Source organism: Catalinimonas alkaloidigena, from assembly GCF_029504655.1.
GTDB lineage: Bacteria > Bacteroidota > Bacteroidia > Cytophagales > Cyclobacteriaceae > Catalinimonas > Catalinimonas alkaloidigena.
In genome coordinates this window covers 1427126-1439723 of the sequence record NZ_JAQFIL010000001.1, presented here as the reverse complement: position 1 = coordinate 1439723, position 12598 = coordinate 1427126, and the positions used below count along the sequence as shown (strand labels likewise).

The following is a 12598-nucleotide window of genomic DNA, read 5'->3' as shown; positions in this document are numbered from 1 at the left end:
TCAACAACTCAATCCTAATGCAGTACAGTACACCCCTATTCTGTCTGCTGTAGATCTATTCCGTTCGTTCCAAGGGTATGTTTATTCACCAAACTCTTTTTAACCCTTAGAATAATGAAAAAATCTATTTTTAAGTTTAAGTGCCTATTTTACGTCTTAGGCCTATTCAGTCTCAGCCTACTATTGTTTACCGCATGTGATGAGGATGATGATAATGGAGGCATGACTGATCCGGAACCTACACAAAATATTGTAGAGATCGCTCAGGGAGATGATCGTTTTGAAATATTAGTAAGTGCAGTCGTGGCTGCCGGACTTGATGATGATTTGTCAGGTACAGGTCCTTTTACTGTATTCGCGCCAACAGACGCTGCTTTTGAAGATTTGCTAGCGAATACCGATGGCGTAGATGCGTTAGAAGATATCAGCGAGGAATCTTTGGTGCAGATTCTACAGTACCATGTTGCAGCCCTGGAGGCCACCTCAGGAGATTTGACTGATGGTCAAAGTGTTCCAACACTATTAAGTGGTGAAAGTGTAACCATAGGGATTAATGGTAGCACAGTAACTGTTGATAATGCAACAGTCATTGAAGCTGATATTATGGCTACCAATGGTGTGATTCACGCCATAGATCAGATTTTGGTACCCGAAGGCTTTGAGATTGAGCTTGCGCCCCAGACCATTGCAGAAATAGCCTCAGAAACCGATGCCTTAAGTACACTAGTAGCTGCATTGGGTAGAGTACCTGGCCTGATTGATGCTGCTGGCGACGAATCTGCTGACCTGACTGTTTTTGCGCCTACCAATGATGCGTTTGCAGCCCTTTTGGAAACACTGACTACTGCTACCGGAGATACTTATGCCAGCCTGGACGATGTTCCTGATTATGTATTGGAACGTGTTTTACAATACCATGTCCTTGCTGCTGCTAAGACCGCCTCAGAGCTTACTGAATCAGAAGAAACTTTAGAAGGCAGTAGCCTAAGCATAAATGGAACTACCATTAATGGAAGTACAAATGTTGTGGATGGTTTAGCGGATATCCAGGCAAGCAATGGTGTAGTACATGTCATTGATGCCGTACTTGTACCTTCTTTTATTCTTAATAGCCTGGGTACAGTTTTAGAACCAGCGGTTTTTGATCCTGAAGGTCGCTTTACTACCCTCCTGGCAGCAGTAGAAACAGCCGAACTTGAAGGTGCTCTTACCGATGCTGATGCCACCCTAACCGTTTTTGCGCCTACCAATGATGCGTTTACTGCTTATATTGATGGTAGCGACTTTACGGATGCTGCCGCGCTATTGGCTTCAGAGCTACTGGATGAAATACTGTTATATCATGTATTGGGTGCAACAGTACCTTCCTCAGCTATTGGTGCCGGACCATCATCAGCACCGAGTTTGTATGACAATGACGAAGGTGGCCCTGGTGAAGAAATTTATATCAGCAATAATGGAGCAGATGGTATCTTCTTAAATGGATACGCTCAGGTGATTCTCCCTGACCTGGAAGAAGCTAACGGAGTAGTACATGTGATTGATGCTGTACTTGTACCACCGATGAGTTCTATTGCTGAAATTGTGGTGGCTGCTGCGAGCGATGCAGACAGTCCTCAGTTCACTTTATTACTTGCGGCACTACAGAATGCTGATGATACTGAAGGTAGTCTGGTAGAGCTGTTAAGCAGTGAAGATGGTACCTATACCGTATTTGCGCCTACCGATCAGGCATTTATTGATGCAGGTTTTGCGGATGTAGCAGCAATAGAAGATGCTGACCCTGCTTTACTACGTGCTGTCTTATTGTATCATGTAGTACCTGCCCCGGTGTTCTCAACTGATCTCGCCAGCGGAGCAGTAACTACTGCCGGTGGTGCCGACATCACTGTAACTGTAGCTGATCCGGTAACTATCGCTGACCTCAATGAAGCCAGTGCTGATGCGGAAGTTATTGACGTAAACATTTTAGCAACCAATGGTGTGATTCATGTGATCAATCAGGTGTTACTTCCTGAATAATAATTAGATTTATGCAGGTACTGATATGGTACCTGCATAATTATCTTATCTCAATGTTCAGCAATCGCTTCCGATATATTTACATACTTCTCTTAGCGATTTACTCTTACCTGAATATTCTGTTTACTGAAGGTGACAGACTTTTCAGTGGCCCCATCTCACCGACTCTCCTCTTTTTATCAATCCTTAGCATAGTCTTACTGGTTTGGGAAAGTAACCGCTTCTTGTCCGGGCTACTCCTACCTTTAGAAGTCCGTATTCCCACAAGAATTCATATTCTTATTCCTTTTTTCTTCTTAAGCCTGGTACATGTAACGTTTATCGCAATCATGTTTGGAACATTAGTACCAGAAATACTTGGGGTGGAGAATACCAATATATTTATCCAGCTCAAGCTCAGTCTTGCCTTTGCTTTCAGAATCAACTTATTTCTGCATACTTTACATGCTATCACCTATTTTAGTCAAAAATTAAGAGACTCCAGGCTTGAAGCTGAACAGCTAAAGACATTGCATGCCGAGTCACAGTTTGAAGCGCTCAGAAACCAGATCAACCCCCACTTTTTATTTAACTCTTTTAACGTACTTTCCGGTCTGATCACCAAAGACACAGCGCTGGCCTCTGAATTTATTCAACAGCTCTCCAGGGTTTATCGCTATTTGCTATACAATAATGACCAGAAGTTAGTCACACTTTCGGCTGAAAATGAATTTATTGATGCTTACATTTTTCTATTGAAAATCCGCTTTGGAAAGCCTTTAAATATTCAAAAAAACTTAAATCAGCTAGATCAACAGGCTTATCACATTCCCCCCGCTTCGGTTCAACTTCTGCTGGAAAACGCAGTAAAACATAACATCATCTCAAAAAAAACTCCCCTTCAAATAGACATTTTCATTGAAAATGAGTTTCTGGTAGTAAAGAACAACTTACAACTTAAGCCTCAGATAGAAATGTCCGGTGGATTAGGGCTTAACAATATTGAACTCAGATACCAACACATGACGCACAAGCGTGTGGTAGTCAAGCAAAATAAAACCCATTTTGTGGTGATGTTGCCTTTATTTAAACAGCCTGATTTATGAAAGTACTAATTGTTGAAGATGAACCCATTTCAAGTGAACTGCTAAGCCAACAAATTAGAAATTACGATAAACACATTTTTGTACACCCTACCCTGGACTCTGTAAAAGATACTGTAGACTTTTTCAGATCAGGGGAAGAAGTAGATCTTGCTTTTTTTGATATTCAGCTTTCCGATGGAAGTAGTTTTGATATTTTTAAACAGCTTGATATAAATACTCCCATCATTTTTACCACCGCTTACGAAAAGTATACCTTACAAGCATTTAAAGTAAACAGCATTGATTACCTCCTCAAGCCTATTGACTTTAAGGAATTATGCGCTGCCCTTAACCGGTACAGACACTATCATCAAAGACCACACACCTATGAGGAGGTACTGAATCATATGCAAAACCAGCTTAATAATTCCTATAAGAAAAGGTTCCTGGTCAAGATAGGTGACAATTACATCAGCACAGCCGCAGAGGACATTGCGCTATTTTATGCTGATGGGAAAACGACCTACCTGATCCCCAGTGGAAATACGAGGCGTTATATCATAGATTATACATTGGAAGTACTGGAGAACAAACTTCTTAACCCCAGGCAGTTTTTCAGAATTAACCGCAAATTTATAGTGAATGTAGATGCGCTGTCTGAGGTGAAGAGCTATGTCAATGGCCGGCTGAAGGTGCTCACTGCTCATCCCGGGCCTACTGATATGATTGTAAGCAGGGAAAGGGTTAATGATTTTAAAAGTTGGTTAAATCAATAGTAAAACCATATCTTAATAACTGATTGAATTACCAGGACAAGCAGTATGACTCATAAAATCTTTCTATTCTTCTTGTTTGTATATTTGGGTTCGGGCTTGCATGTACAAGCACAAAATAACGCACAGTTTGACTCTCTTAAGCGAGAAATCATGAATATGAAAGTAGAACTGGAAGCTACGCAGGCCAATCTCAGGCTTTCTCATCAACGTTTCAAAAGAGGTATATTTACTTCCGCTATCGGTTACTCTATCGTCATTGCAGGAGGTATATTTCTCGCTACTAAAGATTATAGTAATTAGGGACAGCCTATGATTTTCGCCGGCGGAATGGTAGGATTTGCCGGTGCCATTATGTTGTATAACTCCAACAAAAACATTGGTCTTGCGGGTGCCCTCCTCTTACTGAACCTTAAATACATTGAATACAAGCTGAACAAATTATCCAATGTGATACTGAGTACTGACTATTTGACTTGATTTTTTCATTTATTACAAACAATCAGGGAGAAAGCATATTATCAATAAATATCTTTGATAGATTTTTGAGGGTTTTAATTTTTTCTCCCTATAGAAGTATCTATGCTATTGAGCATTAGTAGTGCTTATAGCAAAATGTCTCTTTCATTTTTTAAACAAACATATCACGTCATGGAACTCAAAGAAAAGCATTCGTTAAAAGATTATCCTGAAAAGGAAAAAAAGGCCTACCTGGCTGCCGTTGCAAGTATGGCTACTCCCGAAGATTCTGCCTCAGCTGAGGAAGTAGAATTTTTGGAAGATTTATGCGATGATGCCCAATTATCAGAAGCGGACAAAGCAGAAGTGATAAAAGAGGCTAAAAGCCCTAGCAATGATGGCTTTGAAAGTTATCTAAGTTATCTTACCAACAGTGAGCTCAAATATTCTTTTATCGTAGATGTCATATCATTTGCTAAAGCAGATGGACACTATTCGGAGGAAGAAAAGGAAAAAATCCTTTATATGGCCAATAAACTGGGGGTGAGCAAAGAACAGTACGATGCGCTTTATGAGTATGTTGACAAGGCTGCATCCACTCAGGATCAGGATACCTCCGAAGAAGGATTCTTGGAAAGTACAGGGCTTAAACAAAAATTTGAAAGCCGTAATATTCCGGTAAAAGGTTTACTAACCGGACTGGTAGGCTCTATGCTGATGAAAGGCACAATGGGAAGAAGACATCGCAGGGGAGGATTGCTGAGCAGCCTGCTGGGAGCCGGAGCTACTCGCCGCAGAGGCGGAGGCGGACTAAGTTCTGTAATAGGAATGCTTAGCGGAGGCCGTGGCTACAGAAGGTCAGGTGGCTTACTCAGAAAATTACTTTAATAATTGTAAAAACATTTAATTTGAGAAGAAATTAGTGAGAGGTTTCTTCTCATTTTACCTTGACGTAAGTAGTAAATCAAAGAATGATATTGTTAATTTAGAGTTCAGGCTATACCCATTCAGTAAGCTTCCTGAATAAGATAAGTAAAGTGCTTTAACTGTTGAGTTGGGTAGCATTGTTCTACACTAAAACCTCATGCAAAATAAAACAACTCTCCTCTTTGATTTTGATGGAACAATTGCCGATTCATTGTACCGGCTTTTGGAAATCAGTAATACCTTAGCCGAGGAGTATGGCTTCTCAAAGCTTGATAAAGAAGACATTGCCAGATTCAGAAGTAAATCCACCCTGGAGGCTTTTAAAGAACTTAAAGTGCCATTGCTCAAAATTCCAATCATCGCATCCCGGGTCAAGAGAGAGTTTCAAAAGGAGGTTCACCTGATCAAGCCATTTGCTCAAATGGAAAAGGTTTTACCTCTGCTGGGCCAGTTATTCAGGTTGGGCATACTTACTTCAAATACACCCAGTAATGTAGAGTGTTTTCTCAAAACAAACCAGCTCCCTTTTTTTGATTTTATTTATTCGTCCAGTAACATCTTTGGCAAGAGCAGAGTCCTGCGTAAAATCATGAGGGAGAAACAGTTTAGGCCGGAAGAGCTCGTATACATAGGAGACGAGATGCGAGATATAGAAGCCGCAAAAAACCTGGGTATAGACATGGTAGCCGTTAGCTGGGGGGCTCATACAGCAAAGGCCTTAGCATCGCTAAAGCCTTCATATCTCATCCATCAACCGGATGAATTGCTTACACTGTTCGCAGATTAAATTTCAGGTTTTTCTTCAGGATGCTTCTCCAGATATTCTTTTACAAGTGCTGGCTGCTCCTCACCTTTGGCTACAAACAGCATGGCATCTCCATTCATGCAGTAGCGTAGTCCGGTAGGTTTAGGGCCATCAGGAAAAACGTGGCCTAGATGAGAACCGCTGCTACTGTCCAGAACTTCTATGCGGGTCATTCCGTAGGCATTATCTTCTTTGAGGACCACTGCTTTTTCGTCAATAGGCTCATAAAAACTGGGCCATCCTGTACCGGACTCAAATTTTGTGGAAGTCGTAAACAGGGGCTGACCGGTAGCCGCCGAGTAGAAAACACCGGCCTTCTTAATTTTATTCAGCGGGCTGGTAAATGCCCTTTCTGTTCCTGCTTCACGAAGAATATAGAACTCATCTTTGCTTAATTTTGCTTTCCATTCTTCTTCAGAAAACTGATATTCATATTCTCCCTGCATCTCATCTTCCCAGATACCAATATATTTTCCTGAGCGATCCTGCTCATCTGCCCTTTGAGAATGATTGCTGTCGTCCTTTTGGGCCTGGCTATTTATGCCACAGGCGGTGACAAAAGTGGCCAATATTGCTAGTAAATATAGTTTCGCATTTTTCATACTATAAATACTCCATTTTTAGCGAAAAAGTTTGTCATAAAACTGACAATCATATTAACCATCCTTTTTGCCAAATAAGCCATCTAACCCTATTCTCTCCCAGAAGCTTTGGTCTTCCCGTTCTTCTCTTCGTTTCTCTCTTTCTTTCAGGCGTTCTTTTTTGCGTTTGGCTCGTTCTTTTTTGCGCTTCCTCTTTTCCCGCTTTCTCACCCGCTGCTTTTTGGTGTCCTTACCGATGATATAACGAACCGAAACCGCTGTATTTGCGTCAAACCAGTCTTCATGCAGAATATGGTAAGCAGGCTTAAAATCGGCCGAAACTGTAAGCGGCATAAATGGCAGCTTAACTTCAAGTCCTATCATGGCATCAATGCCCAGCACAGGCCCGAAGTCTTTCAGCCCTCCCAGGTGGCCTCCACCTCCCGCATAGACATTTAAGCCTCTGCCTAATATTGGAAAATGGTTAACTACCAAGAAAGTGCCCAGCAGTTCACGTTCTCCGGCAGTCATCAAACCCTCAACAGCTACAGTTTTAAATATCCGCTGCTTTACGGTAATGCCGTAATTCTGGTTTCCAAACCTTAGCCCTAAGGCGGTACTATACTTCTGCGCGGCCGCCTGAAAACTTAACAGACAGACACAAATGATTACTCCTACACCTTGTTTCATAAAAATCTAATCCTACAACGTCTTACCTTCTTACTTATTCTTTATACATCTTTCATCTTGTGCTATATTCTTGCCAAAACGTCTTGCTTTTTAGTAAATTCGTCGCATATCAAGCCAAAAAATTATGCGAAAAGAAGGTGTCACGATCAGAGACCTGCTAAATACACTTCCCCAGGCAGGAGAAGTCAGTTGGATAAGTATAAGGCCGGAAAGAAGAAGTCAGCTGCAAGAAAAAGAAAGTGTGTTGGCGGATAAGGCGCATGGGCTGGTAGGTGATCATTATGGGGGCGGGGCTAATGGTAAGCGGCAGGTGACACTGATAAATGAGGAACATCTGAATGCAGTAGCGTCATTTCTTGATGAGGATAAACTGGATCCCGCTCTGTTGAGGCGCAACATCATGGTCAAAGGCATTAACCTGTTAGCGCTTAAAGGTCAGCGATTTCAGATAGGGGAAGCTATACTGGAGATGACCGGCCTCTGCCAACCCTGCTCCCGCATGGAAGAGAACCTGGGCGAAGGAGGTTATAATGCCATTCGTGGTCATGGAGGAATCACTGCACGAATTATACAAAGCGGTACGATAAAAGTAGGAGATACAGTAAAACTCATCAGGCCTTGAATGCTTAGCTCAGATTATTTTTGACAAGTAAACACAAGCCTTCAATTATTAATCTTTAATTTTTCAATTTGTAATTTTATTTAACCCATGAACATACTTTTTATAGGAGCACACCCTGATGATTGTGAGGTATATGGTGGCGGTACAGCTGCGCTTTTTTCAAAACTGGGTCATCGTGTCAAGTTTATTTCAGTAACCAATGGTGATGCCGGTCATCATGTGATGCAGGGAAGTGAATTGGTTGACTGCCGCAGCAAGGAAAGTATCCGGGCATCTCAAGTGTTAGGGGTAGCTTACGAGATTATGGACAATCATGACGGTCAGTTGACACCGGATTTACTGAATCGCAGCCGTATTATTCAGCGCATCAGAGAGTGGGAAGCCGATATCGTGATTACTCACCGGCCTAACGATTACCATCCCGACCACCGCTATACCAGTCAGTTGGTTCAGGATGCCGCCTATATGGTGATGGTACCCAATGTAGTCCCGGGAGTTGCTCCCTTACGTAAAAACCCGCTCTTCCTCTACTTTCAGGACCACTTTCAGAAACCCTACCCTTTTCGTCCGGACATCGCAGTGAGCATAGACGAAACCTATGAGCACAAAATTCTTTCACTTGACGCTCACCGATCACAGTTTTATGAATGGCTCCCCTGGATAGCGGGCATACTGGATCATGTACCTCTGGATAAAGATGCCCGGATACAATGGTTAAAAGAACAGTGGACGAAAAAACCTTCTGATGAAATCAGAAAATCTCTGTCTCATTGGTACGGAAATACAGCGTCAGAGAAAATTCAGTACGCTGAAGCATTTGAAGTATGTGAGTACGGACGTAAAGTAACAGATGAAGACATACGCCAACTTTTTCCCATGCTGGCGCAAAGCTAGGGTTGAATAAAGTTCTTCCTGGATTGCTGCAAGAGATAATCGTAAAAGAGCTCTCTTTCTACATCAGTGACCACATTCACCCAGTTACCAGAGCCTTGCGCTTCATAGGTTTCCCCTTCGTTGGGCAGGTTCTGTGCGATTTGAAGCTCCATCTTCTTTGAACTGAAAAAATCAGGCCTTGAGGCATATGCAACGGATAGCACATCCCACATATGATAGAGATAATCATAGCCGGGAATGGTATTTACCGTGATGGCCCAGCAGAAAGAAGCCAGGTTAGAGACCTCAAACTCTTTCTGTGCGGCCATTTTTTCCAAGAAATCAAAAGTGACAGGCACATGATTGGTAGCATCCAGGGGCACTATGGTAAGAGGCAGGTTTTGTTCTATCAGCCATTGTGCAGAAGCTGCATCCCAGTACACATTCCATTCTGCAGCACCATTATGTGTATAGGTACGGACATTACCATGCACTTTTACCGCTCCCGCCATCCAAATGATTTCGCTGATTTTTTCTTTGATCGCCGGTTCTTTTTGTAAGGCGTTTACCAGCGTAGTACTTGGACCTGTCATGAGATATGATACCGGCTCAGAACTGTTCATCAGCATTTCAATGATAAAGTCGCTGGCTTCCCGTTCACTTAGCAGTGAACGTATGCTTTTCATATTAAGCAGTTGCGGAAAAGCATTGATGATCTGCGGCTGGGCACGCCACACTTCAGGAAAAGCATTCATGCCCCTGGCCTTGCTGATAGCTACTTCCACCGGCTCTGCCAACATCAAATCCATAAATTTACGTGAAGATTCTGCCGCATATTCTGCATAACAGTCGGCCGGGGTAACACTCACACCAATAAGCTCTACTTCATCCATGCAGAGTACAAGCAAGAGAGCAAGCAGATCATCTACTCCTCCATCATGATCCAGAAATACTTTTTTGTGCTGCTGAGGCTTATTCATATTTTGATCTTTATTGAAAGAAGCAGGAAGTTAGAAGTTTTCCTGCTTCTGACTTCCAACTGTTTCTCGCTCAAAACTAGTACATTTAGCCCAAAAAAACGCATGCCTGCACAGCTTTCCGAAGATAGAAATATTCCTCTGCCACTGATCATTGAACTTTACCGCGCTAATGACTGGTCAGCGGCAGATAAGCCGGAGGCTTTGTATCAGGGCTTAATGCATTCGCATAGCCTGGTGACAGCCTGGGAAGGTGAAACCCTGCTAGGCCTGGGCAATGCTATTTCCGATGGTCATCTCGTAGTATACTACCCGCATCTATTGGTACATCCAGATTATCAGGGTACTGGGATTGGTCAGATGATCATGCAGCGGATGGCTGAGAAATACAGACATTTCCACATGCAAATGCTTACCGCCGACAAAGAAGCTGTTCGCTTCTATGAAAAGTGTGGCTTTGTAAAAGCAGGCGCAACTCAACCCATGTGGATTTACAAAGGGAATGAACATGACTAAAGCTCATAGACTTCCTACCCAAGAATGTGGTAAAAGATGTAGTAAGCCATCGAAGCGTGTGCTACGATAGCTCCTAAAATTGTACCGCTCAACACTCTCGCAAAATAAAACAGTCTACAGCTTATGTATAAGCCCAACATCCACAAGATGGATGGCCAAAACAAGAACTGCCAGCTTCCATCAAGGTAAACAATACCAAAATGAGAAAGATGAACCAGGCTGAATGCCAGGCTGTCAATCACACTGGCATTGTTGTGACCTACTTCAAAAGCAATGTTTTCATGGATAAGCCCTCGGTAAAATAACTCCTCCCCCAAAGGGCTAAAAAGCATGCTGACCCCTGCAAATATTGCAAAATACATCAGGCGGCTTTGGCTATCCATGACTTCAGGTAACTCCTTATACGTATGGGAGATATATGTGAATGCATTTGCATCTGTTTTGCCGTAAAACCAATTCATTAAGCCAAATAGCAAAGTACAACTTACTACCCCAAAAAACGCCCCCCATCCTATTCCCTTCCAGCTACTTACTTTATCAATGCCTATTGATTTTTGCCCTTGCCCGTTCAGGCAGACAAAAGGAAGGAGAATCATCATCACAAAAAAGTAAGAGATATACTGGTAGTTATCATTTACATTGGCCTGGAGCACCAAAACAAACCTAACACTACTGAAAACAAACAGGAGTACAATTGCTGTTGCCCAGCCTGGTCTGATCCATCCGCGAAAGGCTTTCCGATAATCATGTGAAGATAGAGACATTGCGTTGAAGGTAAAGCTTATAATACTGGGCTGGCTCAGGCTTTCATGAAAGCTCAGCTTTTTCAGGAGCCATACCGTTCATTGTTAGAAATTTTAGCAAAAAATAATAACTTGCCTTCACATCAACACTAAGCTACTGTAGAAACATGAAAAAGATTTCAATTGTACTTTCATTAATTCTGGCAATTACCGCCAGCTCATTCATCATTCATATGCAACAACAAGAAGATACTTTAAGACATGTAGTAGTCTTCAAATACAAGGAGGATGCTTCCGATGCTGACATCAAGAAAGTTACTGATGCTTTTCGCGACCTTCAAAATACGATTCCGGGAATCGTTTCTTTTGAGCATGGTATTAACAATAGTCCGGAGGGTAAGAATATGGGTTTCACGCATGTATACACCCTTACTTTTGAAGATGCCGCTGCCCGTGACACCTACCTGCCCCATCCTGAGCACAAAAAATTTGGTGAACTACTTGGATCTTTAGGGGTATTGGAAGATGCCTTTGTGGTAGATTATCATCCTATGGATTAATCTCCTCTGGCGAGCTTCTCAAAATCATTATCAAATGTCATGCTTCTCCATGTGATGCATGACATTTATTTTTCATACTATCACCAAGATTAATATTCTCACTTATTACACTTATGAAAACCTTAGCCTTAGCATTCAGCACTCTTTTATTCATTTGGGGGTGCAGCCCCAGCCAAGACCATCAGGAGCAAGCCCAAGCCAGCACTGAATCCGAAAGCAATACTACTACTTCTGATGAAGAATGGATTTCCCTGTTTAATGGAGAAGACCTTAGTGGCTGGAAAGTAAAAATAAGAGGTCATGCGTTGGATGATAACTATAACAATACTTTCAGGGTGGAAGATGGAATGATGAAGGTACGTTATGACCAATATGATGACTTCGCGCAACAATACGGTCACATCTTTTATGAAAAGCCTTACTCTCACTATAAGTTCAGGGTAGAGTACCGCTTTGTGGGTGAGCAGGCACCCAAGGGTGAAGGCTGGGCCTGGCGTAACAGTGGCATCATGGTACATGGGCAGGCTCCTGAAACCATGGGACTAGAGCAGGATTTTCCTATTTCTATTGAAGTGCAGTTATTGGGCGGACCGGAAGAAGGGGAGCGTACTACCTGTAACCTCTGCACTCCCGGTACCAATGTAGTAATGGATGACGAATTAGTTACCCAGCATTGTATCAGCTCCAGCTCAGAGACCTACCGAGGTGATCAGTGGGTAACTGCTGAGGTAGTAGTACTGGGAGACTCAGTTATTCATCATCTGGTCAACGGAGATACCGTACTCTCTTATCAGCAGCCCCAGATGGGCGGTGGCACCGTAAGCGGTTACGATGAAGCCTTAAAGGTTGACGGTCAGATGCTTAGCTCCGGTTACATCTCACTGCAAAGTGAAAGCCATCCGGTTGACTTCAGAAAGATTGAAATTCTTCCGCTGGTGGAGTAAGTAATAGTTTAACATCAGTAATGGGACATAAAACCCGCCAAA

At 42.6% G+C, this 12598-nt stretch carries 15 protein-coding genes; 11 read left to right on the top strand and 4 right to left on the bottom strand.

Annotation, left to right across the window (positions count from 1 at the left end; translation table 11 throughout):
- Positions 1 to 114: 114 nt before the first annotated feature.
- From OKW21_RS06075 to OKW21_RS06050, 6 genes are all read left to right on the top strand, one after another.
- Positions 115 to 2022, top strand: a complete 1908-nt coding sequence (locus OKW21_RS06075) for a fasciclin domain-containing protein (RefSeq protein ID WP_277478286.1) — start codon at positions 115 to 117, stop codon at positions 2020 to 2022.
- 11 nt (positions 2023 to 2033) lie between these two features.
- Positions 2034 to 3107: a sensor histidine kinase gene (locus OKW21_RS06070; protein WP_277478285.1), complete on the top strand. Its 1074-nt coding sequence runs from the start codon at positions 2034 to 2036 to the stop codon at positions 3105 to 3107.
- Positions 3104 to 3862 carry a LytR/AlgR family response regulator transcription factor gene (locus OKW21_RS06065; RefSeq protein WP_277478283.1) on the top strand — a complete coding sequence of 253 codons (759 nt, stop codon included), beginning with the start codon at positions 3104 to 3106 and terminating at the stop codon, positions 3860 to 3862. Before OKW21_RS06070 ends, OKW21_RS06065 begins: the two co-directional genes overlap by 4 nt.
- A 45-nt stretch (positions 3863 to 3907) precedes the next feature.
- Positions 3908 to 4162, top strand: coding sequence for a hypothetical protein (locus tag OKW21_RS06060; RefSeq protein WP_277478281.1), 255 nt, complete (start codon positions 3908 to 3910; stop codon positions 4160 to 4162).
- A 348-nt stretch (positions 4163 to 4510) separates the two neighbouring features.
- Positions 4511 to 5206 (top strand): tellurite resistance TerB family protein, encoded by a 696-nt coding sequence (locus OKW21_RS06055; RefSeq protein WP_277478280.1) that lies wholly within the window; start codon positions 4511 to 4513, stop codon positions 5204 to 5206.
- Between the two features lie 196 nt (positions 5207 to 5402).
- Positions 5403 to 6032, top strand: coding sequence for an HAD-IA family hydrolase (locus OKW21_RS06050; RefSeq protein WP_277478278.1), 630 nt, complete (start codon positions 5403 to 5405; stop codon positions 6030 to 6032).
- On the opposite strand, the gene msrB is transcribed toward OKW21_RS06050, so the two are convergent.
- Positions 6029 to 6652, bottom strand: a complete 624-nt coding sequence (msrB, locus tag OKW21_RS06045; RefSeq protein WP_277478276.1) for a peptide-methionine (R)-S-oxide reductase MsrB — start codon at positions 6650 to 6652, stop codon at positions 6029 to 6031. The two genes, OKW21_RS06050 and msrB, sit on opposite strands and share 4 nt — an antisense overlap.
- A gap of 54 nt (positions 6653 to 6706) precedes the next feature.
- Positions 6707 to 7321, bottom strand: coding sequence for a hypothetical protein (locus OKW21_RS06040; RefSeq protein WP_277478275.1), 615 nt, complete (start codon positions 7319 to 7321; stop codon positions 6707 to 6709).
- Positions 7322 to 7445: 124 nt separating this feature from the next.
- Here OKW21_RS06040 and OKW21_RS06035 point away from each other — a divergent pair, with 124 nt between their 5' ends.
- Positions 7446 to 7943 (top strand): MOSC domain-containing protein, encoded by a 498-nt coding sequence (locus OKW21_RS06035; RefSeq protein ID WP_277478273.1) that lies wholly within the window; start codon positions 7446 to 7448, stop codon positions 7941 to 7943.
- Positions 7944 to 8030: 87 nt separating this feature from the next.
- On the top strand, positions 8031 to 8837 hold the full coding sequence (locus OKW21_RS06030; RefSeq protein WP_277478272.1) for a PIG-L deacetylase family protein: 807 nt from the start codon (positions 8031 to 8033) through the stop codon (positions 8835 to 8837).
- On the opposite strand, the gene OKW21_RS06025 is transcribed toward OKW21_RS06030, so the two are convergent.
- Complete coding sequence (locus OKW21_RS06025) at positions 8834 to 9796, bottom strand: nucleoside hydrolase (RefSeq protein ID WP_277478270.1); 963 nt, start codon at positions 9794 to 9796, stop codon at positions 8834 to 8836. The genes OKW21_RS06030 and OKW21_RS06025 overlap by 4 nt on opposite strands.
- Before the next feature lie 102 nt (positions 9797 to 9898).
- Here OKW21_RS06025 and OKW21_RS06020 point away from each other — a divergent pair, with 102 nt between their 5' ends.
- Positions 9899 to 10309 carry a GNAT family N-acetyltransferase gene (locus OKW21_RS06020; protein ID WP_277478268.1) on the top strand — a complete coding sequence of 137 codons (411 nt, stop codon included), beginning with the start codon at positions 9899 to 9901 and terminating at the stop codon, positions 10307 to 10309.
- Between the two features lie 14 nt (positions 10310 to 10323).
- On the opposite strand, the gene OKW21_RS06015 is transcribed toward OKW21_RS06020, so the two are convergent.
- Entirely contained in the window at positions 10324 to 11073 is a 750-nt protein-coding gene (locus tag OKW21_RS06015) for a CPBP family intramembrane glutamic endopeptidase (protein ID WP_277478266.1), read from the bottom strand.
- A 146-nt stretch (positions 11074 to 11219) separates the two neighbouring features.
- Here OKW21_RS06015 and OKW21_RS06010 point away from each other — a divergent pair, with 146 nt between their 5' ends.
- Both OKW21_RS06010 and OKW21_RS06005 read left to right on the top strand, forming a co-directional pair.
- Entirely contained in the window at positions 11220 to 11612 is a 393-nt protein-coding gene (locus OKW21_RS06010) for a Dabb family protein (protein ID WP_277478264.1), read from the top strand.
- A gap of 113 nt (positions 11613 to 11725) precedes the next feature.
- Positions 11726 to 12556, top strand: a complete 831-nt coding sequence (locus OKW21_RS06005) for a 3-keto-disaccharide hydrolase (protein WP_277478262.1) — start codon at positions 11726 to 11728, stop codon at positions 12554 to 12556.
- Positions 12557 to 12598: the final 42 nt, after the last annotated feature.